Genomic DNA, 24883 nt, shown 5'->3' with positions numbered 1-24883 from the left:
CCGTGCTGCGGGCGCTTCGCCCTCAGCTCAAAAACCGTTTAGTTTGCGATCGCGTGCCCACTCCTGTGGGGTGAACGCTTTAATCGACAGGGCGTGGATGCGGTTATCCGCAATGTATTCCATCAGCGGCGCGTACACAGCCTGCTGTTTCTTCACGCGACTCATTCCGTCGAACATCTCACCCACAGCAATAACCTGGAAGTGACTGCCATCGCCAGAGACGTGGGCTTCCTGAAGGGAGAGTGCATTCATCAGCACTGTCTGGATTTCATTATTTTCCATGGGGTCTACATCATCTGATAGTGAAAACAAGCTCAACATCTTAGAGCAAAGTGGCGCGGTCTTAAACAAGCAAAAAGCCCCGACGCGTAAACTGTCGGGGCTTTCGGAAGTAACGTACTGAAAAAGTTAGCGAGGTAATACGTCTTCAGGCAAATTGTAAAGCTGTGCAAGGGTTACGACATTATCGCTTACCCCCGTCAGGGTGACGCTACTCCCCTGCTTTTTGCCCGTGGCCACCAGGTGCGCCAGCAGGGCGATACCGGCGGTATCTACCCGCGTGACGCCATGGAGATCAATCAACGTCACGCCCTGCATCGCGTTATGGCGAGCGTCCCACAGCGGGTTAAGCAGATCCTGATCCAGCTCTCCCGTCAGCGTCAACGTCTCGCCGTCACGCGCCCAGCTAAGCTGCTGTGACATTACTTCTTCTCGTCCAGGGTAATTTTCTGACGAGAGATGGACTGAAGCTGAGCCGTCAGGCCATCGATGCCTTTGGTGCGCAGCAGATCGCTCCACTCGTTCTGTTTAGTGGTGATCATGCTGACGCCTTCAGCGATCATGTCGTACGCCTGCCAGTTTCCGGTCTGGCTGTTTTTACGCCACTGGAAGTCCAGGCGTACCGGTGGACGACCGTTTGGATCGATAATCGTCACGCGGATAGGAATGATGGTGGCATCGCCCAGCGGCTGTTCAGGAGCAATCTGATAGGTCTGCCCGTGGTACATCGCCAGCGCCTGGCCGTAAGCCTGTTTCAGGTATTCACGGAACGCCGCAAAGTAAGCCTCGCGCTGCGCCGGGGTCGCGTCTTTGTAGTAACGGCCCAGCACCAGTGCGCCCGCGTACTTGATCTGCACATACGGCAGCAGTTCCTGATCCACCACATCACGCAGATAATCAGGGTTAGAACGGATTTTGGGCTGTTCGTTTTTAAGACGGTCGAAGGTTTTCTTCGCGGCCTCATCCATCAGTTTGTACGGGTTACTCTGATCCGCAGCGTGCGCCGCGGTTAGAGGGGCAATGACCAGCATGGCAACCATTAACAGTCGTTTAAACATGAATGACTTCTCCTGAAATTAATTCGTCGCGCCTGGCGTCGGTTCGACGTTGGTGTGGTCTTCACTCTGCGCAGGGGCATCGTCAGACTTTTTATCATCCCCTTTACTGTTGTAAAGGAACTGACCAATCATATCTTCCAGCACCATCGCTGACTTGGTATCCTGGATTACGCTACCGTCTTTAAGGATAGACGTTCCCAGCTCAGGATCTTCAAAACCAACGTTAAGGGCCAGATATTGCTCCCCCAGCAGGCCAGAGGTGCGGATAGAGAGCGAGCTGGTGTCAGGAATGTGGTTATAGCGTTCTTCGATATCCATTGCGACGCGCGGCAGATAGGTTTTCTCATCAAGCGTAATGTCAGCGACACGTCCAATAACGACGCCACCAATACGGACCGGTGAGCGCGCCTTCAGGCCGCCGATATTATCGAAAGTCGCGTAGACGCGATACGTCGGCTCGGTGCGAACAGAGGTGATGTCCGCCGCGCGCAGGCAGATAAACAGCGCGGCCAGCAGCGCCAGAAGCAAAAACACGCCAACCCAAATTTCATTTTTTCTCGTTTGCATGAACTCAATTCCCAAACATCAGTGCGGTGAGCACAAAATCCAGACCTAAAACGGCCAGCGACGAATGTACGACAGTACGCGTCGTTGCACGGCTAATGCCCGCCGACGTCGGAATGGCATCGTAACCATTAAACAACGCAATCCAGGTAACCGTCACAGCGAAAACCACGCTCTTGATCAGACAGTTCACCAGATCCATCCGCAGATCGATGGCGTCCTGCATGGCAGACCAGAAGAACCCGGCATCAATGCCTTTCCAGTTGACGCCAACCAGCGCGCCTCCCCAGATACCTACCGCCACAAAGAGGATAGTCAGTAACGGTAAGGAGATAACCCCGGCCCAGAAGCGCGGCGAGATCACCCGGCGCAGCGGATCGACCGCCATCATCTCCATACTGGAGAGCTGCTCTGTGGCGCGCATCAGGCCAATTTCAGCCGTCAGCGCCGATCCGGCACGCCCGGCGAACAGCAGCGCTGCTACAACCGGCCCGAGTTCACGCAGCAGCGAGAGCGCCACCAGCATGCCAAGGCTGGTTTCCGCGCTGTAGGTTGTCAGCACCAGATACCCCTGCAACCCTAGCACCATGCCAATAAACAGACCCGACACGATGATGATAAGCATCGACAGCACGCCGACGTTATAAAGCTGCCGCACCAGTAACGGCGCATGCTTGCGGAACTCCGGTTTGCCAACCAGCGCGTTGAACAACATTAATCCGGCACGCCCGAACGTACTGATGGTTTTTAGGCCACGGTGTCCAAGACCCGCCAACGCATTTAACAGCATGAGTGGATTAACTCCCTATTCCCAGTAAATCGTCATGATAGTCGCCCGCCGGATAGCGGAAAGGCACCGGCCCATCTGCGATACCGTCCAGGAACTGCCGCACGCGCGGATCGCCATTTTCCTGCAACGCCTGAGCGCTGCCGTGGGCGACGATCTTTTTGTCAGCCACAATATAGGCGTAATCAGCAATACTCAGCACTTCCGGCACGTCGTGGGAAACCACCACGCAGGTGACGCCAAGGGCGCTGTTCAGCTCCGAGATTAACTTCACCAGCACGCCCATGGTGATAGGGTCCTGCCCGACGAACGGTTCATCGAACATGATTAAATCGGGTTCCAGGGCAATAGCACGCGCCAGCGCGGCGCGGCGCGCCATCCCACCCGAGAGTTCGGACGGCATAAGTTTCGCAGCCCCCCGCAACCCCACGGCTTCGAGCTTCATCATCACCGTGCTGTGCAACAGCGCAGGAGGTAGATGGGTATGCTCACGCAGCGGATAGGCCACGTTGTCAAATACGTTCATATCGGTGAATAGCGCACCCGACTGAAAGAGCATGCTCATCCGTTTGCGAACCGTGTAGAGGCGCGAGCGAGACATCTCCGGGACGTTTTCACCGTCGAAGAGAATTTCGCCGCTATCAGGGGGGATTTGCCCGCCGATAAGACGCAGCAACGTCGTTTTACCGATCCCTGACGGCCCCATGATGGCGGTGATTTTACCGCGCGGCACGGTCAGCGAAATATCATCAAATATCACCCGGTTGCCGCGAGAAAAACTGACGCCCCGGACATCGACTATATTCGCCATCGTTTGGCTCATTTATGGTTCCTTACTTACCTTGCTTCACTGCTGGCATGAAGCGTAAATCAGCCCTAAACCCCGCATTTTTACAGAATATTCACTATTGGGGTTAGCGAAAGCTGGCATTTGTTTTACTTTTCCGGCGCATAAAGTCAAAATTAGGAATTCGTCACGTCTCAGACTTCATCTGGCGCTAAAATTCGTGCGCAGTGGACCAGCGAGTATACCTGAAGAAAGGACTTTTGATGCTTTTAGCAACAGCACTGTTAATAATTGGTTTACTGTTGGTGGTCTACAGTGCTGACCGTTTGGTCTTTGCCGCATCCATTCTCTGTCGACTCATTGGCATGCCGCCCATCATTATTGGGATGACGGTGGTCAGTGTAGGCACATCGCTTCCTGAAATCATCGTTTCTGTTTCAGCCTCGTTGCATGGCCAGGTCGACCTCGCTATTGGCACTGCGATTGGCTCTAACATCGTCAATATCTTGCTGATTTTAGGCTTAGCCGCATTACTGCATCCATTTCGCGTACATTCCGATGTTTTGCGTCGTGAATTGCCGCTAATGTTAGTCGTCAGTCTGCTGGCAGGCTATGTGCTTTATGACGGGGTGCTGAGCGTCGGTGACGGTATATTCCTGCTCGCCCTGGCCGTGATCTGGTTGCTTTACAGCGTGAAGATCGCACGTCTGGCGGAAAAACAGGGTAATGATAGCCTCACGCGTGAGCATCTCGCCGAGCTGCCACGGGAAGGGACCTTACCCGTCGCCCTGCTGTGGCTGGGCGTCGCGCTGATTATAATGCCAATGGCCACGCGGATGGTGGTCGATAACGCGACGGTGCTGGCGAACGCGTTTGCGATGAGCGAACTGACAATCGGTCTGACGGTCATCGCCATCGGCACCAGCCTGCCAGAACTGGCTACCGCCATCGCCGGGGCGCGTAAAGGGGAAGATGATATCGCCATTGGCAATATCATTGGCTCGAATATTTTCAATATCGCGATCGTGACGGGGCTGCCGGCATTAATCTCACCGGGGCCGTTTAACCCTATGGTCTTCACGCGCGATTACGGTGTGATGCTACTGGTCAGCGTAATTTTCGCCCTGCTCTGCTGGCGGCGAAAAGAGCAGATCGGCAAAGGCGCGGGCGCGCTGCTGACGGGTGGATTTATCGTATGGCTGGCGATGCTGTACTGGCTCTCGCCACTTCTCTCTGGGTAAACGGAAACGCATTATGTCGCAAATAGAATTGCAGCCGGGTTTTGACTTTCAGAAAGCAGGCAAAGACGTTCTGGAGATTGAACGTGAAGGTCTGGCGCAGTTAGATCAGTACATTAATCAGGATTTTAGTCTGGCCTGTGAGAAGATGTTCTACTGCGCCGGTAAAGTCGTGGTGATGGGGATGGGCAAATCCGGCCATATCGGGCGCAAAATGGCGGCGACCTTTGCCAGTACCGGCACGTCGTCATTCTTCGTTCATCCCGGTGAAGCCGCGCACGGTGACCTCGGCATGGTTACGCCGCAGGACGTGGTTATTGCGCTGTCCAACTCCGGGGAATCGAATGAAATCCTGGCGTTGATCCCGGTGCTGAAGCGTCTGCACGTACCGCTGATTTGCATGACCAGCCGCCCGGAAAGCAGCATGGCGCGTGCGGCAGATATTCACCTGTGCGTGAAGGTGCCGAAAGAAGCCTGTCCGCTGGGGCTGGCGCCGACCTCCAGCACAACCGCCGCGCTGGTGATGGGCGATGCCCTTGCCGTTGCGCTGCTGGAAGCCCGCGGTTTTACGCCAGAAGATTTCGCCCTGTCTCACCCCGGCGGCGCGCTCGGGCGCAAACTGCTGCTGCGGGTCAACGATATTATGCACACCGGGGATGAGATCCCGCACGTCAGCAAAGAGGCCTCTTTGCGCGACGCGTTACTGGAGATCACCCGTAAAAACCTGGGCATGACGGTTATCTGCGACGATCTGATGAAAATTCAGGGCATTTTCACCGACGGCGACCTGCGCCGGGTATTCGATATGGGTGTGGATGTCCGAACGCTGGGCATCGCTGATGTAATGACACCAGGCGGGATCCGCGTCCGTCCGGGCACGCTGGCGGTAGATGTACTGAACCTGATGCAGTCCCGTCATATTACCTCAGTGATGGTTGCCGATGGCGACCAACTGCTGGGTGTGGTACATATGCATGATCTGCTGCGCGCTGGCGTAGTGTAATGAAGGATAAGACAATGAGTAATGCGGGTGCATCCCTTGCAACCTGTTATGGCCCGGTGAGCGCCCACATGATGGCAAAGGCGGAAAATATCCGCCTGCTGATCCTCGATGTGGATGGTGTGCTCTCCGACGGTCTGATTTATATGGGCAATAACGGCGAAGAGCTGAAAGCCTTTAACGTTCGCGACGGTTACGGTATCCGCTGTGCGCTCACGTCCGGTATTGAAGTTGCAATCATCACCGGGCGGAAAGCTAAACTGGTAGAAGATCGGTGTGAAACGCTGGGCATTACCCATCTCTATCAGGGGCAGTCTGATAAGATGGTAGCCTTCCGGGATCTGTTGGGAAAACTGGCCATTGCACCAGAGAATGTGGCATACGTCGGGGATGATTTGATCGACTGGCCAGTCATGGCGGAGGTGGGTCTGAGCATCGCCGTGGCTGACGCGCACCCGCTGCTGATCCCGCGTGCTGATTATGTTACCCATATTCACGGTGGCCGCGGCGCCGTCCGTGAAGTCTGCGATCTGCTTCTGCTGGCGCAGGGCAAGCTTGATGAGGCGAAAGGGCAATCGATATGAGTAAAACCAGACGTTGGGTTATCATTCTGCTTGCGCTTGTCGCCCTGGTACTGATTGGCGTAAACCTCGCTGACCGCGAAGATACGCAAGCGGAAGTGGTTAACACGAGCGACCCGACCTATAAAAGCGATCACAGCGACACCGTGGTCTATAGCCCGGAAGGCGCGCTGAACTATCGCCTCGTTGCTCAGCATGTAGAATATTTTTCAGATGACGGTACTTCGTGGTTTACCCAACCGGTCATGACCACCTTTGATACGGACAAAGTGCCGACGTGGTCTATCAAGTCTGACCGGGCAAAACTGACAAATGACCGTATGCTTTACCTGTATGGTCACGTTGAAGTCAACGCCCTGACCGCTGACGCGCAACTGCGAAAAATTACGACGGATAACGCCCAGATCAACCTGGTCACCCAGGATGTCACGTCGCAGGATTTAGTCACCCTGTATGGCACAACATTTAATTCCAGCGGTTTAAGAATGCGCGGGAACTTACGCAGCAAAAACGCCGAGCTGATTGAAAAGGTTAGAACCTCCTATGAAATTCAAAACAAACAAACTCAGCCTTAAAGTTGTTATCGCCAGCGCGCTGCTGGCGGCCAGTCTTCCCGCGCTTGCTGTGACTGGCGATACCGAACAGCCGATTCATATTGAATCCGATACCCAGTCTCTGGATATGCAGGGTAACGTCGTCACCTTTACCGGCAACGTGGTCATGACCCAGGGCACCATCAAAATCAACGCCGACAAAGTGGTCGTTACCCGACCGGGCGGCGAGCAGGGCAAAGAGATTATCGATGGTTATGGCAACCCGGCCACCTTCTACCAGATGCAGGACAACGGCAAGCCGGTGAAAGGCCATGCCTCGCATATGCACTATGAACTGGCGAAGGATCTGGTCATCCTGACCGGTAATGCTTACCTGGAACAGCTGGACAGCAATATCAAAGGCGACAAGATCACTTATCTGGTGAAAGAGCAGAAAATGCAGGCCTCCAGTGAAAAAGGCAAACGCGTCACGACCGTTCTTGTGCCTTCGCAATTGCAGGACAAGAACAACGGCCAGGCTCCGGCACAGAAAAAGAGTAACTAATTCGTTATGGCAACTTTAACTGCAAAAAACCTCGCGAAAGCGTATAAGGGCCGCCGCGTCGTCGAAGATGTCAGTCTGACCGTCAACTCCGGCGAAATCGTGGGTTTGCTTGGCCCTAACGGGGCGGGTAAAACCACGACTTTCTACATGGTGGTGGGCATCGTCCCGCGTGACGCCGGCAACATCATCATCGATGATGAAGATATCAGTCTGCTGCCACTGCATGCCCGCGCGCGTCGTGGCATCGGCTATCTGCCGCAGGAAGCCTCCATCTTCCGCCGCTTAAGCGTGTTCGACAACCTGATGGCCGTGCTCCAGATCCGTGACGATCTGACCAGCGAGCAGCGCACTGACCGTGCGAACGAGCTGATGGAAGAGTTTCATATCGAACATCTGCGTGACAGCCTCGGTCAGGCGCTGTCCGGTGGTGAACGCCGCCGCGTTGAGATTGCGCGCGCGCTGGCAGCAAACCCGAAATTTATCCTCCTGGATGAACCGTTTGCGGGCGTTGACCCCATCTCCGTTATCGATATCAAACGTATTATTGAGCACCTGCGCGACAGCGGGCTTGGCGTGCTGATCACGGACCACAACGTTCGTGAAACGCTGGCCGTGTGTGAGCGCGCCTACATAGTGAGCCAGGGCCATCTGATTGCCCACGGTACGCCGCAGCAAATCCTCGAAGATGAGCATGTTAAGCGCGTGTACCTTGGGGAAGACTTCAGACTCTGATAGGGTAGAGGTTAAGTCACGCCGAACCGGAGAAAAACGCTCTGAACATGAAGCAAGGTTTGCAATTACGGCTCAGCCAGCAACTGGCCATGACGCCGCAGCTCCAGCAGGCAATCCGTCTGTTGCAGCTGTCCACGTTAGAACTCCAGCAGGAGCTCCAGCAGGCGCTGGACAGCAATCCGCTGCTGGAGCAAACCGATCTTCATGACGAGGTAGACGCTCAGCAGACGCAGGACACAGAAACGCTCGACTCCGTAGATGCGCTCGAACAGAAAGAGATGCCGGAGGAACTGCCGCTGGATGCCAGCTGGGATGAAATCTACACCGCGGGTACCCCTTCCGGGACGCGTGCAGATTACCAGGACGATGAACTCCCGGTCTACCAGGGCGAAACTACCCAGTCGCTTCAGGACTACCTGATGTGGCAGGTGGAGCTGACGCCTTTCTCCGATACCGATCGCGCCATTGCCACCTCGATTGTCGATGCCGTTGACGACACGGGCTATTTGACCGTGACGCTGGACGAGATTCTGGAAAGCATCGGCGATGACGAGATTGAACTGGAAGAGATCGAAGCCGTCCTGAAACGCGTTCAGCGTTTCGACCCGATTGGCGTCGCCGCGAAAGATCTGCGCGACTGCCTTCTGATCCAGCTTTCGCAGTTTGCCAAAGAGACACCGTGGATTGACGAAGCCCGGCTCATCATCAGCGAGCATCTGGATTTGCTGGCAAATCACGACTTCCGCACCCTGATGCGCGTCACGCGCCTCAAAGAAGAGGTGCTGAAGGAAGCGGTGAATCTGATCCAGTCACTCGATCCGCGTCCGGGGCAATCTATCCAGACCAGCGAACCGGAATACGTTATTCCTGATGTGCTGGTGAGAAAACACAATGGCCGCTGGGTCGTTGAACTGAACGCCGATAGCATTCCTCGCCTGCAAATCAACCAGCAATACGCCTCCATGTGCACCAGCGCCCGTAACGACGCTGATAATCAATACATTCGCAGCAACCTTCAGGAAGCACGCTGGTTGATTAAGAGTCTGGAAAGCCGTAATGACACGCTGCTGCGCGTCAGCCGCTGTATTGTCGAACAGCAGCAGGCATTCTTTGAGCAGGGCGAAGAGTTTATGAAACCGATGGTGCTGGCGGACATCGCCCAGGCCGTCGAGATGCATGAATCAACCATTTCCCGCGTGACCACGCAGAAGTATCTGCACAGCCCACGCGGTATTTTTGAGCTTAAGTATTTCTTCTCCAGCCACGTGAACACCGAAGGCGGCGGCGAAGCCTCGTCAACGGCTATTCGCGCACTGGTGAAGAAGTTGATCGCCGCGGAGAACCCCGCGAAGCCACTCAGTGACAGTAAGTTAACCACCATGCTGTCCGATCAGGGTATTATGGTGGCACGCCGTACTGTCGCGAAGTATCGAGAGTCTTTATCCATTCCGCCGTCTAACCAGCGTAAACAACTGGTTTGACACAACCGATAAGGAAGACACTATGCAGCTCAATATCACCGGACATAACGTCGAAATTACTGAGGCTTTACGCGATTTTGTAAACGCTAAGTTCGCGAAACTCGAGCAGTATTTCGAGAGGATCAACCAGGTCTATGTTGTGTTGAAAGTGGAGAAAGTGACGCATATCTCGGATGCGACCCTGCACGTCAACGGAGGGGAACTTCATGCCAGTGCGGAAGGGCAAGACATGTACGCGGCTATCGACGGCTTGATTGATAAGCTTGCGAGACAGCTCAATAAACATAAAGATAAACTGAAACAACACTAATTGTCCGGGCAGTTAACGGGTGCAGGACGGCCTGTTGTGAAACACAACAGGCCATTTGTACAGTTAGCGCTTAGGTGAAATTATGATAAACAACGATTCCGCTCTTCAACTGAGCAATGTCCTTAACCAGGATTGTACCCGCAGTGGCGTTCACTGCCAGAGCAAAAAACGTGCGCTGGAAATCATCAGTGAGCTGGCCGCAAAACAGCTGGGTCTGCCGCCGCAGATCGTGTTTGAAGCCATTCTGACCCGTGAAAAAATGGGCAGTACCGGCATCGGCAATGGCATTGCGATCCCGCATGGCAAGCTGGAAGAAGATACGCTGCGTGCCGTGGGGGTGTTTGTGCAACTGGAAACGCCTATCGCTTTTGACGCCATCGATAACCAGCCTGTGGATCTGCTCTTCGCGCTGCTGGTTCCTGCCGATCAGACCAAAACCCACCTGCACACGCTGTCGCTGGTTGCCAAACGTCTGGCGGATAAAACCATTTGTCGTCGACTGCGCTCAGCTCAAAGTGATGAAGAGCTTTATCAAATTATCACTGAAGCAGAAGGCAATCAGGATGAGGCATAATCGGGAAAGGGCCTTCAGAACGGCTTCCCTGAGGAGAAACGGAACATGGTGCTGATGATCGTCAGCGGTCGTTCGGGGTCCGGGAAGTCCGTGGCCCTGCGCGCGCTGGAAGACATGGGATTTTACTGCGTAGATAACCTGCCGGTAGTGCTGTTACCCGATCTGGCGCGGACGCTGGCGGACAGGCAAATCTCTGCCGCTGTCAGTATTGACGTGCGTAACATGCCGGAATCGCCGGAAATCTTCGAGCAGGCAATGAACAGCCTGCCGGAGTGCTTCTCGCCTCAGCTCTTGTTCCTGGACGCTGACCGCAACACGCTGATCCGCCGTTACAGCGATACACGTCGTTTGCATCCGCTCTCCAGTAAAAATCTTTCGCTGGAAAGCGCCATCGATAAAGAGAGCGATCTGCTTGAGCCGCTGCGTTCCCGGGCCGACCTGATTGTCGACACCTCTGAAATGTCCGTCCACGAGCTGGCGGAAATGCTGCGTACGCGCTTACTCGGCAAGCGCGAGCGCGAACTGACGATGGTGTTTGAATCCTTCGGCTTTAAGCACGGTATCCCTATCGATGCGGATTACGTTTTTGATGTGCGTTTCCTGCCGAACCCACACTGGGATCCGAAACTGCGTCCGATGACCGGTCTGGATAAGCCGGTGGCGGCGTTCCTCGACCGACACACAGAAGTACACAATTTTATCTACCAGACGCGAAGCTACCTTGAGCTATGGTTACCTATGCTGGAGACAAACAATCGTAGCTACCTGACGGTGGCGATTGGCTGTACCGGCGGTAAACATCGTTCGGTCTACATTGCCGAACAGCTGGCCGATTACTTCCGCTCACGCGGGAAGAACGTTCAGTCCCGTCATCGCACGCTGGAAAAACGTAAAACATGACCGTAAAACAGACCGTCGAAATCACCAATAAGCTGGGCATGCATGCGCGCCCGGCGATGAAGCTGTTTGAACTGATGCAGGGTTTTGATGCTGAGGTGCTGCTGCGCAACGATGAGGGAACCGAGGCAGAAGCCAACAGCGTGATTGCGCTGCTGATGCTGGATTCTGCCAAAGGCCGCCAGATTGAAGTTGAAGCCACCGGCCCGCAGGAAGAAGAAGCGCTGGCGGCAGTGATTGCCCTGTTTAACGCCGGGTTTGACGAAGATTAACGTTCGCCACGTCGGCGGGTAGCGCTGCGCTTACCCGCTTTACATAAGATTATTTCGCTCCATAAACCCTTCCCCACCCAGCTGACGCATCTGGCGCATAATCCACGCCTGGCGGCTTCGCACGTAGCCTGACGGCGCGCTGGCCTTAAAACGCAGCGGGTTCGGCAGCACGGCGGCAAGCAGTGCCGCTTCGGACATAGTCAGCCTGCTGGCGGGCTTGCCAAAATAGCGCTGCGATGCCGATTCGACGCCAAACACGCCGTCACCAAACTCCGCGATATTCAGGTAGACGGTCAAAATGCGTTTTTTGCTCCACACCGTCTCGACGCCCAGCGTCAGCCCGGCCTCCAGCCCTTTTCTCACCCAGCTGCGACCGTCCCATAAGAACAGATTTTTTACCGTCTGCTGAGAAAGCGTCGACGCACCGCGGACGCGGTTTTCATGACGTTCATTATGATCCAGCGCCTTCTCGATAGCCGCCACGTCAAAACCCCAGTGCTCCGGGAATTTCTGATCTTCTGCCGCAATGACCGCCAGCCCCATCCACGGGGAGATTTCATCCATGCCGACCCAGTCTGAGTGGGCAACATAGCCAAAATCACCCGAGAGCCAGGCGCTAATCTGCCGCTCTGCCATCACGGCCGAGAACGGGACGGGCAGGATGCTGAACAGCGCAATGCCTCCGCCCCAAAAAACGGCCAGGACCAGCACAATACGCAGCAGGATCCGTTTTAACCACCCGCCAGGGGATAATTTACGGCTCATTCGGTAAGAACCAGCACTCTGTCCACCAGCTTTTCAATGCCTGCAGCAGCCTCGGCAATGTTCTGCGCCAGCATATACGCCGGCGTGGTGACGATTTTATTGTCCTCATCCACCACAATGTCGTCTACCGGACATGGCACGTGTTCGCCGCCCATATCTTCGACAATTTCAGCAGTATCAAAGTCGGTTCCGATCGTGAGCCGCAGCGGGAAATCAAAAATTTTCGGCAGCATGGCTGGCGCAATGCAGATAAAGCCCTGCGGCTTACCCGCCGCATGCATCGCCAGCGATAGCGCTTTCAAATCGGGCTCGACCTGACACGCCGCGCCTTGCGTTGCAAACGTGCTCAGGTTTTTCGCCGCGCCAAAGCCGCCCGGCACGATGAGCGCATCTAGCTCAGCCGCATCGGCCTGTACCAGCGGATGAATATCCCCGCGCACAATACGCGCCGCTTCAATCAGCACGTTACGGCTTTCCGCCATTGGCTCGCCGGTAAGATGATTAACCACGTCTGCCTGCGTTTTATCCGGAGCGAAGCAGATAACGTCGGCCCCCTGGCGCGATAATGCCAGCAGCGTTAATACGGTTTCATGTATCTCTGAACCATCGTAAACGCCACATCCGCTCAGCACGACACCCACCTTCTTCATTCTGACGATCCTTCTATGCAACTCGCTGAAGCACATTAAAAATTCTGATTAAAACGCTATGCTTCACACATTTCACTGATTCATGTAACAAACTGTTTAAGATTTGCTATCTTATCTGCGTGCGGCCTTAATTTTCAGGCGGCGTCCATGCGAAAACAACCCATAAAAATCAGGCGCAGCCACGATTTCCCTGGTGTTGGCGCAGTATTCGCGCACCCCGGTATAGCCGGGGTCATTTTTTTCGGGATTCTACCCAGGCTTTCAGCACTGCCACATCGTTTTGCCACTCTTGTTTCATCTCTTCAACCCAATCACCTACGTTATCTTCCCAGGCAGGTAAATCAGGCGACTGAATCTGTTGGCCCAGTTGCTGGAGATGGCGTAACCCGACTGAACCAGCTGCGCCTTTGATTTTATGTCCCTCTTCGACGATGCCCTTCTGGTCACGCGCCGTCAGGTTGGATTCGAGCACGTTCAGATAGCCCGGCATCATTTTTTCGAACACGGCCAGGCCATCGGTGATCAGTTTGGGTCCCACCAGATCGATATACTGCTCCAGCATGGCGGTATCCAGTATCGTTTGGGTTTTGGCGCTATCAACAGACGTCATGGTGCTCTCCTCTTCATCACAGGTATCCCAGAACTTCTTGATCATCGCCGTCAGGGCAGGTACTGCCAGCGGCTTGCTGAGCACGTCGTCCATACCGGCCTCGAGGTACTCTTTTTTATCTTTCAACACGTTTGCGGTCAACGCAACCAGAGGCGGCAGCTCGTCAGGAGCATATTTGTGCGTCAGCTCGCGGGAGATATCCAGCCCGGTCATGTCCGGTAGCTGAATATCGAGCAGCACCAGGTCGTACTCGCCCGGCGTGAACATCTCCAGCGCGGCTTTGCCGGTCATCGCGACATCCACGCTGTTACCGAGTTTTTCCAGTACCGACCGGGCGACAATGACGTTCAGCTCAATATCTTCAACCAGCAGGACGTGCAGGGCTGGAAGCGGCATATCGTCGTTCTCAAACGTATCTTCCACTTCTTCAGCAACAGCAGGGGCGTGGACGGTAAGCGTAAAGGTGGAGCCTTTACCCGGCTGGCTGGCAACGGTGATATCCCCACCCATACTTTTCGCCAGACGTTTCGACACCGCCAGGCCAATGCCCGTGCCGGTCGCCGGTTTACCGCCGTGGCTGTCTTTAACCTGATAATACATGGCGAAGATCTTATCCTGCTCATCCTGAGGAATGCCGATACCCGAGTCCTCAACTTCAAAGTGCAGCATGTCCCCCTCATCATAGCGAATGCGCACCGCAACCTGTCCCTTCTGGGTAAACTTCACGGCGTTGCTGATGAGATTCCACAGGATCTGACGCAGACGCGTGCCGTCCGTCACCACTTTATGCGGCAGCGGCAGCGTCGGTTCCATCACGAAGCTCAACCCTTTCTGCTGGGCCTGCAAACCTGACAGGTTCTCCAGGTCCGCGAGGAAGCCGGTAAAATCAACCGGCTGGTTGTCGAGCTGAACCTTACGGCGCTCCATCTTATCCATGTCGATAATATCATTGAAGATATTGCCCAGCGTGACCGCCGAAACGTGGATCGTTTTGAGGTATTTTTCCTGCTCACTGGTCAGGTCGGTATCCAGCAGAATGCGGCTCAGCCCCACAATACCGTTTAGCGGCGTACGAAGCTCATGGCTGATGGTGGAGATGAAGGTTGTTTTATCCCGGCTGGCGCGCTCCAGCGCATCCTGATATCGCTTACGCTCGGTGATATCACGGCCAAAGCCCATCAGACCATGACGTTTACCCACCCGGTCGTAATAAGGCACTTTGCGGATTTCAAAGCAGGCTTTGCGCCCGTCGGGATAATCCAGCCACTGCTCATAGGTCAACGAGACGTTATGACGGAAGACCTTTTCATCTGTCTCCATCACTTTTGCCGCCGCCTCTTCGGAATAGACATCCTGAGGTTTCAGGTGGATCAGCTGCTTTTCGCTTTTCCCGGTCAACAGTTCCATGGCCCGGTTACAGCCGGAGAACTCTTTATCTTCATTACGGTAGAACACCAGATCCGGCGACGCATCGAGGAACGAGCGCAGGAAAGAGGATTGCTGTTCAAGCTGGATCTGCGTGACCTCACGCTCTTTCATCTCAATTTTCAGCTGCTCCAGCGTGGTCTGACGCTCGGCTTCCGCCTTCTCACGGTCTGAAATTTCCTGATTCAGCTGGGCAATGTTGTCCTTGAGCTGAACGTTGAGTTTAAGATCGCGCTCGCGCATCTCTTCCAGCTTATCCACCAGTTTCGATAAACGCTGTCGGGACTCTTCCAGCTGCTCAACCACCACGGAGAGGAAATAGACCGCCCATGGGGTGATCAGCAGGCCAAAGAAAATAGAGCGGATCACGTCGATGCTCTCGACCTGACCATGCAGAACCATGGTCACGGCCATTTGCACGACGATGGCCAGAACGACCAGCGCCAGCGCCAGCAGCATGGAAAAACGCACCAGCCCGAGCTTCATCATCAGGTCCACGTAGTACTGGGCCAGCATTCGAATTTGCTTCATAGAGGATCCCTTCACGACTTTATCGCTCAATAATACTCAAATTCACGGCGAGGCGTTGAAGGTTGTGAGAAAAAGTGCGGGGTGAAACAGGAGATTAGCCTCGCCCCCGGGCAAGCGGGAGCGAGGAAGAAGGTTTATCAGGAGCGTTTTAGCAGCATCCAGAGGCTGATCAGGAAGAAACTGGCGCTCGGCAACAGCGCGCCGATAATTGGCGGAATGCCATACACCAGCGTCAGCGGACCAAAAATCTGATCGAGGACATAGAACACGAAACCAAAGCTGATACCGGTTACCACGCGAACCCCCATCGGCACGCTACGTAGCGGTCCAAAGATGAACGACAGCGCCATCAGCATCATCACCGCCACGGACAGCGGCTGGAAGATTTTGCTCCACATGTTGAGCTGGTAACGCCCCGCATCCTGCCCGCTCGATTTCAGATACTTCACGTAGTTATGCAGACCGCTGATGGAGAGCGCATCGGGATCAAGCGCCACGACGCCGAGCTTGTCCGGCGTCAGGTCGGTTTTCCAGGTACCGCTAACGGTCTGCGAACCGGTGATCTGTTTCGGGTTAGTCAGGTCAGATTCATCAACCTGGGATAACCGCCACAGCTTGTTGTTTGCATCAAATTTAGCAGAGGCGGCATAACGCACTGACTGCAAACGACGATCGTTATTGAAAGCATAGATACTCACGCCACCCAGCTCGTCATCCCCTTTCACGCGTTCGATATAGACGAAGTTCTGGCCATCTTTCGCCCATAATCCCTGCTGCGTGGAGAGCAGAGAACCGCCGTACATCGCCTGAGCACGGTAGTTACGCGCCATCTGTTCGCCCTGCGGCGCGACCCATTCGCCGATCGCCATGGTCAGCAGCACCAGCGGGATCGCGGTTTTCATCACCGACAGCGCAACCTGCATACGGGTAAAGCCCGATGCCTGCATCACCACCAGTTCGCTACGCTGAGCCAGCATCCCCAGGCCCAGCAGCGCACCCAGCAGGGCCGCCATCGGGAAGAAGATCTGCACATCTTTTGGTACGCTGAGCAGGGTGTACATCCCGGCGCCCAACGCGTCGTAACTCCCCTGCCCGGCTTTTTTCAGCTGGTCGACAAATTTGATAATGCCCGAGAGCGACACCAGCATGAAAAGGGTCATCATGATGGTGGTAAAAATTGTTTTACCGATATAGCGGTCAAGTACGCCAAACGCCTGCATTAGATGGCTCCTTTACGCGTAAACCGGGCACGAAGACGACGCACAGGCACCGTGTCCCACAAGTTGAGTCCGACTGCCAGCAGCAGATACAAACCATTCACGACCCAGGTCCAGATCATCGGGTCAATTTTTCCTTTCCCGCCGTTAGACTTGATTGAGGTTTGCAGCAGGAAGAACACCAGATACAGCAGCATCGCTGGCAGCATCGACAGCACGCGGCCCTGGCGCGGGTTTACCACGCTCAACGGAACCACCATCAGCGCCATCATAAATACGGTGAATACCAGCGTGATACGCCAGTGCAGTTCAGCACGCGCACGATCGGTATCAGTATTCATTAAGGTGCGCATATCCATCTGCTCAGTATCCGTTGGATCGAGCGCGACGGCCTGGTGACCAATGATGGCCTGGTAGTTCTGGAAATCGGTGATACGGAAGTCACGCAGCATAGCCGTGCCTTCGAAACGCGTTCCTTTGTTCAGCGTGACAACCTGAGAGCCGTCTTTACGCTGCGCCAGCTGACCGGAGTCCGCCACTACCACAGAAGGGCGAGCGTTACCTTTCGGGCGCAGTTGAGCAAGAAACACGTCATTGAAGCGGCTGCCATCGACGCTTTCGATAAACAGCACGGAGTTACCGTCGGTCGCCTGCTGGAACTGCCCCTGCGCCAGAGCCGCCAGCCCCGGGTTAGCTTTTGCTTCCGCCAGCACCTCATCCTGATGACGGGACGAGGTCGGCCCCGCCCACATGACGTTAACCGCGGCAACAATGCCCGTAAACAGCGCCAGCACCATGGCTGCCTTTACCAATACGGCCTTACTGAGGCCGCAGGCATGCATCACGGTGATTTCACTTTCGGTATAGAGCTTACCCAGGGTCATCAGCAGACCAAGGAACAGGCTTAACGGCAGGATAAGCTGCGCCATTTCCGGCACGCCAAGCCCGAGCAGGGAAAGCACCAGATTCGTTGGGATTTCGCCATCAACTGCCGCGCCGAGGATCCTGACCAGCTTCTGACAGAAAAAGATCAGAAGGAGGATAAAGAGGATCGCCAGTTGGCTCTTCAGCGTCTCCCGAACCAGATATCTTATGATTATCACTTTAAATACGCCCGTTAAAACTCGTCTTATGCAGGAATTTAGCTTGTTTCATGGCTTAAACGTCATTTATTCTCTTGAGTCGTCGAAATCATCGCTAAGATTAAAAAACCCGGCGGATTCGCGCTTCATGACATTTATTGACGTGTCGAAACCGTAGTAACGTAAGATTAACACGAAGTCACCACAACGGCGGACATGAGTTACGAAAGGTTTCAATTCTATCCGTAGCCGCCGCCGTTGTCTTTAAGATTCAGGAGCGTAGTGCATGGAGTTCAGTGTAAAAAGCGGTAGCCCGGAGAAACAGCGGAGTGCCTGCATCGTTGTGGGCGTCTTTGAACCACGCCGACTCTCCCCGATCGCCGAGCAACTCGATAAAATCAGCGACGGCTATATCAGCGCCCTGCTGCGCCGTGGCGAACTGGAAGGCAAACCAGGGCAGACCCTGTTGCTGCACCACGTTCCAAACGTCCTGTCCGAGCGTATTCTGCTGATTGGCTGCGGTAAAGAACGTGAGCTTGATGAGCGCCAGTACAAGCAGGTTATTCAGAAAACCATTAATACACTGAATGATACTGGTTCGATGGAAGCCGTCTGCTTCCTCACGGAGCTGCACGTTAAGGGCCGCAACACGTACTGGAAAGTACGCCAGGCCGTCGAAACCGCAAAAGAGAGCCTCTACAGCTTTGATCAGTTGAAGACCACCAAAAGCGAGCCGCGTCGCCCGCTGCGTAAAATGGTCTTTAACGTGCCGACCCGTCGCGAGCTGACCAGCGGCGAGCGCGCCATTCAGCACGGTCTGGCGATTGCTGCCGGTATTAAAGCGGCAAAAGATCTTGGCAATATGCCACCAAACATCTGTAACGCCGCTTACCTGGCGTCACAGGCGCGCCAGCTGGCTGACGCCTACAGCAAGAACGTCATCACCCGCGTTATCGGCGAACAGCAGATGAAAGAGCTGGGGATGCACTCTTATCTGGCGGTCGGTAACGGCTCCCAGAACGAATCCCTGATGTCGGTCATCGAATACAAAGGCAATCCGTCTGAAGACGCGCGTCCGATCGTGCTCGTTGGCAAAGGGCTGACCTTCGACTCCGGCGGTATCTCCATCAAGCCTTCAGAAGGCATGGATGAGATGAAGTACGACATGTGTGGCGCGGCGGCGGTTTACGGCGTCATGCGCATGGTCGCGGAACTTCAGTTGCCCATCAACGTGATCGGCGTGCTGGCGGGCTGCGAAAACATGCCTGGCGGCCGCGCTTATCGCCCGGGTGATGTGCTGACTACCATGTCCGGCCAGACCGTTGAAGTGCTGAACACCGACGCCGAAGGCCGTCTGGTGCTGTGCGACGTGCTGACCTACGTTGAGCGTTTCGAACCTGAAGCGGTTATCGACGTAGCTACCCTGACCGGCGCCTGCGTGATTGCGCTGGGGCATCACATCACCGGCCTGATGTCGAACCACAATCCGCTGGCGCATGAGCTGATCGGCGCGTCCGAACAGGCTGGCGACCGCGCGTGGCGTCTGCCGCTGGGGGACGAGTTCCAGGAACAGCTGGAGTCTAACTTCGCGGACATGGCGAACATTGGTGGTCGTCCTGGCGGCGCAATTACCGCAGGCTGCTTCCTGGCGCGCTTCACCCGCAAGTACAACTGGGCGCACCTGGACATCGCGGGGACCGCATGGCGCTCCGGTAAAGCCAAAGGCGCGACCGGACGTCCGGTGGCGCTGCTGTCGCAGTTCCTGCTCAATCGCGCGGGTTTTAACGGCGACGAGTGATGAAAAACGCCGGGTAGCGGCTTCGCCTTACCCGGCCTACAACGTCACTCAACCGTAGGCCGGGTAAGCGTAGTGCCACCCGGCTTTGCATTTAAATCCACGACAAGAAACCCCATATATGAAGAATGCAACGTTCTACCTTCTGGACAATGACACCCATCAGGATGGCCTCAGCGCCGTTGAACAACTGGTGTGTGAAATTGCCGCAGAACGTTGGCGCGCAGGTAAACGCGTCCTGATTGCCTGTGAAGATGAGCAGCAGGCGATTCGTCTGGATGAAGCGCTATGGGCGCGCCCGCCGGAGAGTTTTGTTCCGCATAACCTGTCGGGCGAAGGTCCACGCGGCGGGGCACCGGTGGAGATTGCCTGGCCGCAAAAACGCAACAGCAGCGCGCGCGACATTCTCATTAGCCTGCGGACAGACTTTGCAGATTTTGCCACCGCTTTCACAGAAGTGGTAGACTTTGTCCCTTACGAAGAATCTTTGAAACAGCTGGCGCGCGAACGCTACAAAGCGTACCGCCTGGCCGGTTTTAACCTGAATACGGCAACCTGGAAATAATGGAAAAGACATATAACCCACGCGATATCGAACAGCCGCTTTACGAGCACTGGGAACAGCAGGGCTATTTCAAGCCTAACGGCGACGAAAGCAAAGAGTCCTTCTGCATCATGATCCCGCCGCCGAACGTCACCGGCAGTTTGCATATGGGGCATGCTTTCCAGCAGACCATCATGGATACCATGATCCGCTACCAGCGTATGCAGGGTAAAAACACCCTGTGGCAGGCGGGGACTGACCACGCGGGTATCGCGACCCAGATGGTGGTTGAGCGTAAAATTGCCGCTGAAGAGGGTAAAACCCGCCACGACTACGGTCGCGACGCGTTTATCGACAAAATCTGGCAGTGGAAAGCGGAATCCGGCGGCACTATTACCCGTCAGATGCGCCGTCTCGGCAACTCCGTGGACTGGGAGCGTGAGCGCTTCACCATGGACGAAGGCCTGTCCAACGCCGTGAAAGAAGTCTTCGTGCGCCTGTACAAAGAAGACCTGATTTACCGTGGCAAACGCCTGGTCAACTGGGACCCGAAACTGCGTACCGCCATCTCTGACCTGGAAGTGGAAAACCGCGAGTCTAAAGGCTCCATGTGGCACATCCGCTATCCGCTGGCCGACGGTGCAAAAACCGCAGACGGTAAAGATTACCTGGTGGTGGCGACCACCCGTCCGGAAACCCTGCTGGGCGATACCGGCGTGGCCGTTAACCCGAAAGATCCGCGCTATAAAGATCTGATCGGCAAATTTGTGGTGCTGCCGCTGGTGAACCGCCGTATTCCGATTGTGGGCGACGAACACGCCGACATGGAAAAAGGCACCGGCTGCGTGAAAATTACCCCGGCGCACGACTTTAACGACTATGAAGTCGGTCGTCGTCATCAACTTCCGATGATCAACATTCTGACCTTCGACGGCGATATCCGCGAAAGCGCAGAAGTGTACGACACCAAAGGCAACGAATCCGACGTTTATTCCAGCGACATCCCGGCTGAGTTCCAGAAGCTGGAGCGCTTTGCCGCGCGTAAAGCCGTCGTAGCCGCCGTTGACGCGCTCGGCCTGCTGGAAGAGATTAAACCTCACGATCTGACCGTGCCGTACGGCGACCGTGGCGGCGTAGTTATCGAGCCAATGCTGACCGACCAGTGGTACGTGCGTGCCGACGTGCTGGCGAAACCGGCTGTGGAAGCGGTTGAGAACGGCAGCATTCAGTTCGTGCCGAAGCAGTACGAAAACATGTACTTCTCCTGGATGCGCGATATTCAGGACTGGTGTATCTCCCGTCAGCTGTGGTGGGGTCACCGTATCCCGGCGTGGTACGACAATGAAGGCAACGTCTACGTTGGCCGCACCGAAGAGGAAGTGCGTCAGGAAAACAACCTGGGCGCTGACGTTGCGCTGCGCCAGGACGAAGACGTGCTGGATACCTGGTTCTCTTCCGCGCTGTGGACCTTCTCGACCCTCGGCTGGCCGGAAAACACCGACGCGCTGCGTCAGTTCCACCCAACCAGCGTGATGGTCTCCGGCTTCGACATCATCTTCTTCTGGATTGCCCGCATGATCATGATGACCATGCACTTCATCAAAGACGAAGATGGCAAGCCGCAGGTTCCGTTCCATACCGTCTACATGACCGGCCTGATCCGCGACGACGAAGGCCAGAAGATGTCCAAATCCAAGGGTAACGTTATCGACCCGCTGGACATGGTTGATGGTATCTCTCTGGAAGAGCTGCTGGAAAAACGTACCGGCAACATGATGCAGCCGCAGCTGGCGGAGAAAATCCGCAAGCGTACCGAGAAGCAGTTCCCGAACGGGATCGAATCTCACGGTACCGACGCCCTGCGCTTCACCCTGGCGGCGCTGGCCTCCACCGGTCGTGACATCAACTGGGATATGAAGCGTCTCGAAGGTTACCGTAACTTCTGTAACAAGCTGTGGAACGCCAGCCGCTTCGTGTTGATGAACACCGAAGATCAGGATTGCGGCTTTAACGGCGGCGAAATGACCCTGTCTCTGGCAGACCGCTGGATCCTGGCGGAATTTAACCAGACGGTGAAAGCGTTCCGCGACGCGCTGGACAGCTACCGCTTCGACATCGCGGCAGGCATCCTGTACGAATTCACCTGGAACCAGTTCTGTGACTGGTATCTGGAGCTGGCGAAGCCGGTCATGAACGGCGGCACTGAGGCAGAGCTGCGCGGTACGCGTAATACGCTGATTACCGTTCTGGAAGGTCTGCTGCGCCTTGCGCACCCGATCATTCCGTTCATCACCGAAACCATCTGGCAGCGCGTGAAGGTGATTGCCGGTATTAACGCCGATACCATCATGCTCCAGCCGTTCCCGGCATTCGATGCCGCGAAAGTGGATGAAGCCGCGTCTGCGGATACCGAGTGGCTGAAACAGGCGATCGTTGCGGTACGTAACATCCGCGCGGAAATGAACATCGCTCCGGGTAAACCACTGGTGTTGCTGCTGCGCGGTTGCAGCGAAGCTGTCGTTCGTCGCGTCACCGAGAACAACACCTTCCTGAAAACCATGGCGCGTCTGGAAAGCATCACCGTGCTGCCTGCCGATGATAAAGGTCCGGTTTCCGTGACCAAAATTATCGACGGCGCGGAGCTGTTGATCCCGATGGCGGGCCTGATCGACAAAGACGCTGAGCTGGCTCGTCTGGCGAAAGAAGTGGCGAAAGTCGACGTGGAAATCGGCAAAATCGAAAGCAAACTGGCGAACGAAGGCTTTGTGGCCCGCGCGCCGGAAGCGGTCATCGCCAAAGAGCGTGAGCGTCTGGTTGCCTTCGCCGATGCGAAGACCAAACTGATCGAGCAGCAGGCGGTTATCGCAGCCCTGTAATGCTTTTACCCCTTACGCTTCAGGGCGTAAGGGGTATCCTTCCTGAAAACTCCTCGCTTGCACTCCCCTTTCTGCGGTGCTATTAACAGCAGTTGTGTGTCAATTTTTGTCATGAGTAATGCTATGAGCGTGATTACCCCCGTCGCGACGACAATGCGTCGGATCACTGAGCAGGACAACCCGGCTATCGCCGCCGTTATCCGCACGGTATCGGCCGAATATGGCCTGACCGCCGACAAAGGCTACACCGTGGCCGATCCCAATCTGGACGAACTTTTTCAGCTGTACAGCCAGCCGGGCCATGCCTATTGGGTCATCGAGCAGGACGGCCAGGTCGTGGGCGGCGGCGGCATTGCCCCCCTGCTCTGCAGCGAGCCGGATATCTGTGAACTCCAGAAAATGTATTTCCTGCCAACGATACGCGGACAAGGCCTGGCGAAAAAGCTGGCGCTGGTCGCCCTGGAACATGCACGCTCACAGGGCTTTAAACGTTGCTACCTTGAAACCACCGCTTTCCTTAAAGAGGCCATTGGCCTGTATGAGCATCTGGGCTTTAAGCATATCGATGCGCCACTGGGCTGCACGGGCCACGTGGACTGCGAAGTCAGGATGCTGAAAAGTCTGTAAGTTTTGTTCCTGCCGTCTTCTGTTAAGCGTCTGTAAACTGAATGCTCTACACTCACAGTTCACACCAAAACAGGGGAAACGCGATGTCGAAGATAAAAAGCTACGCCGCACCGCAGGCGGGTGCAGAACTTGAGCTGTACGAGTACGATGCGGGCGAACTAAAAGCGGAAGACGTCGAAGTACAGGTGGATTACTGCGGGATCTGCCATTCAGACCTCTCGATGATCGACAATGAATGGGGCTTTTCCAGCTATCCGCTGGTTGCCGGGCACGAAGTCATTGGCCGCGTCGTGGCGCTCGGCAGCGCCGCGCAGGACAAAGGGCTGAAAGTGGGCCAGCGCGTGGGTATCGGCTGGACGGCACGCAGCTGCGGCCACTGCGACGCCTGTATTAGCGGTAACCAGATCAACTGCCTTGAGGGCGCTACGCCGACCATCCTGAACAAGGGTGGTTTCGCCGATAAACTACGCGCCGACTGGCAATGGGTTATCCCGCTGCCGGACAGCATTGATATTGAATCAGCAGGTCCGCTGCTGTGTGGCGGTATCACCGTATTTAAACCGCTGCTGATGCATCACGTAACTGCCACCAGCCGCGTGGGCGTGATCGGTATTGGCGGGCTGGGGCATATTGCCATCAAACTGCTGCACGCGATGGGCTGTGAAGTGACAGCGTTCAGCTCTAACCCGGCGAAAGAGCAGGAAGTGCTGGCGATGGGTGCGGATAAAGTGGTGAACAGTCGCGATCCCGAGGCGCTCACCGCCCTGGCAGGCCAGTTTGACCTGATCATCAACACCGTCAACGTCGATCTCGACTGGCAGCCGTACTTTGAGGCCCTGGCCTACGGTGGTAACTTCCACACCGTGGGTGCGGTGATGAAGCCGCTGCCGGTTCCGGCGTTTACCCTGATCGGCGGCGATCGCAGCGTATCCGGATCTGCTACCGGCACGCCATATGAGTTACGCAAGCTGATGAAGTTTGCCGGACGCACAAAAGTGGCGCCGACCACCGAACTGTATCCGATGTCAAAAATCAACGAAGCAATCCAGCACGTGCGCGACGGCAAAGCCCGCTACCGCGTAGTGTTGAAAGCGGATTTCTGA

The 24883-nt window shown here is 55.5% G+C and carries 27 protein-coding genes; 16 read left to right on the top strand and 11 right to left on the bottom strand.

Going from position 1 to position 24883, the window contains the following annotated elements; genetic code table 11:
* Positions 1 to 27: 27 nt before the first annotated feature.
* The 6 genes from ibaG to mlaF form a co-directional block, all read right to left on the bottom strand.
* The gene (gene ibaG / locus ACOTZP_RS08655) at positions 28 to 282 is read right to left on the bottom strand and encodes a BolA family iron metabolism protein IbaG (protein WP_003861840.1); all 255 of its coding nucleotides are present in this window, start codon (positions 280 to 282) and stop codon (positions 28 to 30) included.
* A gap of 126 nt (positions 283 to 408) precedes the next feature.
* On the bottom strand, positions 409 to 702 hold the full coding sequence (gene mlaB, locus ACOTZP_RS08650; protein WP_022649525.1) for a lipid asymmetry maintenance protein MlaB: 294 nt from the start codon (positions 700 to 702) through the stop codon (positions 409 to 411).
* On the bottom strand, positions 702 to 1337 hold the full coding sequence (gene mlaC / locus ACOTZP_RS08645) for a phospholipid-binding protein MlaC (protein WP_006812130.1): 636 nt from the start codon (positions 1335 to 1337) through the stop codon (positions 702 to 704). Before mlaC ends, mlaB begins: the two co-directional genes overlap by 1 nt.
* 18 nt (positions 1338 to 1355) lie before the next feature.
* Positions 1356 to 1904, bottom strand: a complete 549-nt coding sequence (gene mlaD, locus ACOTZP_RS08640) for an outer membrane lipid asymmetry maintenance protein MlaD (RefSeq protein ID WP_022649526.1) — start codon at positions 1902 to 1904, stop codon at positions 1356 to 1358.
* Between the two features lie 4 nt (positions 1905 to 1908).
* The gene (gene mlaE, locus ACOTZP_RS08635) at positions 1909 to 2691 is read right to left on the bottom strand and encodes a lipid asymmetry maintenance ABC transporter permease subunit MlaE (protein WP_003861848.1); all 783 of its coding nucleotides are present in this window, start codon (positions 2689 to 2691) and stop codon (positions 1909 to 1911) included.
* A 7-nt stretch (positions 2692 to 2698) separates the two neighbouring features.
* Positions 2699 to 3511, bottom strand: coding sequence for a phospholipid ABC transporter ATP-binding protein MlaF (mlaF, locus tag ACOTZP_RS08630; protein ID WP_022649527.1), 813 nt, complete (start codon positions 3509 to 3511; stop codon positions 2699 to 2701).
* A gap of 227 nt (positions 3512 to 3738) precedes the next feature.
* Between mlaF and ACOTZP_RS08625 the strand changes: the two genes are divergently transcribed.
* The 11 genes from ACOTZP_RS08625 to npr all read left to right on the top strand — a co-directional run bounded on the left by ACOTZP_RS08625 (position 3739) and on the right by npr (position 11658).
* A complete protein-coding gene (locus tag ACOTZP_RS08625) occupies positions 3739 to 4716 on the top strand; it encodes a calcium/sodium antiporter (protein WP_003861852.1) in 978 nt (325 codons plus the stop codon).
* A 13-nt stretch (positions 4717 to 4729) separates the two neighbouring features.
* Positions 4730 to 5716 carry an arabinose-5-phosphate isomerase KdsD gene (gene kdsD, locus ACOTZP_RS08620; RefSeq protein ID WP_003861853.1) on the top strand — a complete coding sequence of 329 codons (987 nt, stop codon included), beginning with the start codon at positions 4730 to 4732 and terminating at the stop codon, positions 5714 to 5716.
* Between the two features lie 14 nt (positions 5717 to 5730).
* On the top strand, positions 5731 to 6297 hold the full coding sequence (kdsC, locus tag ACOTZP_RS08615) for a 3-deoxy-manno-octulosonate-8-phosphatase KdsC (protein WP_017382729.1): 567 nt from the start codon (positions 5731 to 5733) through the stop codon (positions 6295 to 6297).
* On the top strand, positions 6294 to 6869 hold the full coding sequence (gene lptC / locus ACOTZP_RS08610) for an LPS export ABC transporter periplasmic protein LptC (RefSeq protein WP_022649529.1): 576 nt from the start codon (positions 6294 to 6296) through the stop codon (positions 6867 to 6869). The genes kdsC and lptC overlap by 4 nt, the downstream gene beginning before the upstream one ends.
* The gene (gene lptA, locus ACOTZP_RS08605; protein ID WP_006812136.1) at positions 6838 to 7392 is read left to right on the top strand and encodes a lipopolysaccharide ABC transporter substrate-binding protein LptA; all 555 of its coding nucleotides are present in this window, start codon (positions 6838 to 6840) and stop codon (positions 7390 to 7392) included. Before lptC ends, lptA begins: the two co-directional genes overlap by 32 nt.
* 6 nt (positions 7393 to 7398) lie before the next feature.
* Positions 7399 to 8124, top strand: a complete 726-nt coding sequence (gene lptB, locus ACOTZP_RS08600; protein WP_003861862.1) for an LPS export ABC transporter ATP-binding protein — start codon at positions 7399 to 7401, stop codon at positions 8122 to 8124.
* Between the two features lie 47 nt (positions 8125 to 8171).
* The gene (gene rpoN, locus ACOTZP_RS08595) at positions 8172 to 9605 is read left to right on the top strand and encodes an RNA polymerase factor sigma-54 (RefSeq protein ID WP_022649530.1); all 1434 of its coding nucleotides are present in this window, start codon (positions 8172 to 8174) and stop codon (positions 9603 to 9605) included.
* 22 nt (positions 9606 to 9627) lie between these two features.
* Positions 9628 to 9915 carry a ribosome hibernation promoting factor gene (gene hpf / locus ACOTZP_RS08590; RefSeq protein ID WP_014171818.1) on the top strand — a complete coding sequence of 96 codons (288 nt, stop codon included), beginning with the start codon at positions 9628 to 9630 and terminating at the stop codon, positions 9913 to 9915.
* A gap of 82 nt (positions 9916 to 9997) precedes the next feature.
* Complete coding sequence (gene ptsN, locus ACOTZP_RS08585; protein ID WP_003861869.1) at positions 9998 to 10489, top strand: PTS IIA-like nitrogen regulatory protein PtsN; 492 nt, start codon at positions 9998 to 10000, stop codon at positions 10487 to 10489.
* Positions 10490 to 10534: 45 nt separating this feature from the next.
* On the top strand, positions 10535 to 11389 hold the full coding sequence (rapZ, locus tag ACOTZP_RS08580) for an RNase adapter RapZ (protein WP_003861870.1): 855 nt from the start codon (positions 10535 to 10537) through the stop codon (positions 11387 to 11389).
* Positions 11386 to 11658 carry a PTS phosphocarrier protein NPr gene (npr, locus tag ACOTZP_RS08575; protein ID WP_003861872.1) on the top strand — a complete coding sequence of 91 codons (273 nt, stop codon included), beginning with the start codon at positions 11386 to 11388 and terminating at the stop codon, positions 11656 to 11658. The genes rapZ and npr overlap by 4 nt, the downstream gene beginning before the upstream one ends.
* 39 nt (positions 11659 to 11697) lie before the next feature.
* Here npr and mtgA read toward each other — a convergent pair whose 3' ends face one another.
* The 5 genes from mtgA to lptF all read right to left on the bottom strand — a co-directional run bounded on the left by mtgA (position 11698) and on the right by lptF (position 17959).
* Positions 11698 to 12423: a monofunctional biosynthetic peptidoglycan transglycosylase gene (mtgA, locus tag ACOTZP_RS08570; RefSeq protein WP_022649531.1), complete on the bottom strand. Its 726-nt coding sequence runs from the start codon at positions 12421 to 12423 to the stop codon at positions 11698 to 11700.
* Entirely contained in the window at positions 12420 to 13073 is a 654-nt protein-coding gene (gene elbB, locus ACOTZP_RS08565) for an isoprenoid biosynthesis glyoxalase ElbB (RefSeq protein WP_271075426.1), read from the bottom strand. The genes mtgA and elbB overlap by 4 nt, the downstream gene beginning before the upstream one ends.
* 232 nt (positions 13074 to 13305) lie before the next feature.
* On the bottom strand, positions 13306 to 15639 hold the full coding sequence (gene arcB, locus ACOTZP_RS08560) for an aerobic respiration two-component sensor histidine kinase ArcB (RefSeq protein WP_048966237.1): 2334 nt from the start codon (positions 15637 to 15639) through the stop codon (positions 13306 to 13308).
* 137 nt (positions 15640 to 15776) lie between these two features.
* Positions 15777 to 16859, bottom strand: coding sequence for an LPS export ABC transporter permease LptG (gene lptG / locus ACOTZP_RS08555; RefSeq protein WP_022649534.1), 1083 nt, complete (start codon positions 16857 to 16859; stop codon positions 15777 to 15779).
* On the bottom strand, positions 16859 to 17959 hold the full coding sequence (gene lptF / locus ACOTZP_RS08550; RefSeq protein WP_023307066.1) for an LPS export ABC transporter permease LptF: 1101 nt from the start codon (positions 17957 to 17959) through the stop codon (positions 16859 to 16861). Before lptF ends, lptG begins: the two co-directional genes overlap by 1 nt.
* A 265-nt stretch (positions 17960 to 18224) precedes the next feature.
* Here lptF and pepA point away from each other — a divergent pair, with 265 nt between their 5' ends.
* The 5 genes from pepA (at position 18225) to ahr (ending at position 24883) form a co-directional block, all read left to right on the top strand.
* Positions 18225 to 19736, top strand: coding sequence for a leucyl aminopeptidase (pepA, locus tag ACOTZP_RS08545; protein WP_003861882.1), 1512 nt, complete (start codon positions 18225 to 18227; stop codon positions 19734 to 19736).
* 118 nt (positions 19737 to 19854) lie between these two features.
* Positions 19855 to 20298 (top strand): DNA polymerase III subunit chi, encoded by a 444-nt coding sequence (holC, locus tag ACOTZP_RS08540; protein ID WP_003861884.1) that lies wholly within the window; start codon positions 19855 to 19857, stop codon positions 20296 to 20298.
* Positions 20298 to 23153, top strand: coding sequence for a valine--tRNA ligase (locus ACOTZP_RS08535; protein ID WP_421633689.1), 2856 nt, complete (start codon positions 20298 to 20300; stop codon positions 23151 to 23153). The genes holC and ACOTZP_RS08535 overlap by 1 nt, the downstream gene beginning before the upstream one ends.
* A gap of 123 nt (positions 23154 to 23276) precedes the next feature.
* Positions 23277 to 23780, top strand: coding sequence for a GNAT family N-acetyltransferase (locus tag ACOTZP_RS08530; RefSeq protein WP_048966236.1), 504 nt, complete (start codon positions 23277 to 23279; stop codon positions 23778 to 23780).
* A gap of 83 nt (positions 23781 to 23863) precedes the next feature.
* A complete protein-coding gene (gene ahr / locus ACOTZP_RS08525) occupies positions 23864 to 24883 on the top strand; it encodes an NADPH-dependent aldehyde reductase Ahr (protein WP_022649538.1) in 1020 nt (339 codons plus the stop codon).

The sequence above is a fragment of the Enterobacter cloacae complex sp. SYL001 genome (genome assembly GCF_049237025.1).
Lineage (GTDB): Bacteria > Pseudomonadota > Gammaproteobacteria > Enterobacterales > Enterobacteriaceae > Enterobacter > Enterobacter intestinihominis.
The sequence above is the reverse complement of the archived record's forward strand: the minus strand, read 5'-3'. Positions and strand labels throughout refer to the sequence as shown.

Bases quoted from the DNA above. Each gene is read 5' to 3' on its own strand.
- ibaG (WP_003861840.1), bottom strand. From the start codon at position 282: ATGGAAAATAATGAAATCCAGACAGTGCTGATGAATGCACTCTCCCTT.
- mlaB (WP_022649525.1), bottom strand. From the start codon at position 702: ATGTCACAGCAGCTTAGCTGGGCGCGTGACGGCGAGACGTTGACGCTG.
- mlaC (WP_006812130.1), bottom strand. From the start codon at position 1,337: ATGTTTAAACGACTGTTAATGGTTGCCATGCTGGTCATTGCCCCTCTA.
- mlaD (WP_022649526.1), bottom strand. From the start codon at position 1,904: ATGCAAACGAGAAAAAATGAAATTTGGGTTGGCGTGTTTTTGCTTCTG.
- mlaE (WP_003861848.1), bottom strand. From the start codon at position 2,691: ATGCTGTTAAATGCGTTGGCGGGTCTTGGACACCGTGGCCTAAAAACC.
- mlaF (WP_022649527.1), bottom strand. From the start codon at position 3,511: ATGAGCCAAACGATGGCGAATATAGTCGATGTCCGGGGCGTCAGTTTT.
- ACOTZP_RS08625 (WP_003861852.1), top strand. From the start codon at position 3,739: ATGCTTTTAGCAACAGCACTGTTAATAATTGGTTTACTGTTGGTGGTC.
- kdsD (WP_003861853.1), top strand. From the start codon at position 4,730: ATGTCGCAAATAGAATTGCAGCCGGGTTTTGACTTTCAGAAAGCAGGC.
- kdsC (WP_017382729.1), top strand. From the start codon at position 5,731: ATGAGTAATGCGGGTGCATCCCTTGCAACCTGTTATGGCCCGGTGAGC.
- lptC (WP_022649529.1), top strand. From the start codon at position 6,294: ATGAGTAAAACCAGACGTTGGGTTATCATTCTGCTTGCGCTTGTCGCC.
- lptA (WP_006812136.1), top strand. From the start codon at position 6,838: ATGAAATTCAAAACAAACAAACTCAGCCTTAAAGTTGTTATCGCCAGC.
- lptB (WP_003861862.1), top strand. From the start codon at position 7,399: ATGGCAACTTTAACTGCAAAAAACCTCGCGAAAGCGTATAAGGGCCGC.
- rpoN (WP_022649530.1), top strand. From the start codon at position 8,172: ATGAAGCAAGGTTTGCAATTACGGCTCAGCCAGCAACTGGCCATGACG.
- hpf (WP_014171818.1), top strand. From the start codon at position 9,628: ATGCAGCTCAATATCACCGGACATAACGTCGAAATTACTGAGGCTTTA.
- ptsN (WP_003861869.1), top strand. From the start codon at position 9,998: ATGATAAACAACGATTCCGCTCTTCAACTGAGCAATGTCCTTAACCAG.
- rapZ (WP_003861870.1), top strand. From the start codon at position 10,535: ATGGTGCTGATGATCGTCAGCGGTCGTTCGGGGTCCGGGAAGTCCGTG.
- npr (WP_003861872.1), top strand. From the start codon at position 11,386: ATGACCGTAAAACAGACCGTCGAAATCACCAATAAGCTGGGCATGCAT.
- mtgA (WP_022649531.1), bottom strand. From the start codon at position 12,423: ATGAGCCGTAAATTATCCCCTGGCGGGTGGTTAAAACGGATCCTGCTG.
- elbB (WP_271075426.1), bottom strand. From the start codon at position 13,073: ATGAAGAAGGTGGGTGTCGTGCTGAGCGGATGTGGCGTTTACGATGGT.
- arcB (WP_048966237.1), bottom strand. From the start codon at position 15,639: ATGAAGCAAATTCGAATGCTGGCCCAGTACTACGTGGACCTGATGATG.
- lptG (WP_022649534.1), bottom strand. From the start codon at position 16,859: ATGCAGGCGTTTGGCGTACTTGACCGCTATATCGGTAAAACAATTTTT.
- pepA (WP_003861882.1), top strand. From the start codon at position 18,225: ATGGAGTTCAGTGTAAAAAGCGGTAGCCCGGAGAAACAGCGGAGTGCC.
- holC (WP_003861884.1), top strand. From the start codon at position 19,855: ATGAAGAATGCAACGTTCTACCTTCTGGACAATGACACCCATCAGGAT.
- ACOTZP_RS08535 (WP_421633689.1), top strand. From the start codon at position 20,298: ATGGAAAAGACATATAACCCACGCGATATCGAACAGCCGCTTTACGAG.
- ACOTZP_RS08530 (WP_048966236.1), top strand. From the start codon at position 23,277: ATGAGCGTGATTACCCCCGTCGCGACGACAATGCGTCGGATCACTGAG.
- ahr (WP_022649538.1), top strand. From the start codon at position 23,864: ATGTCGAAGATAAAAAGCTACGCCGCACCGCAGGCGGGTGCAGAACTT.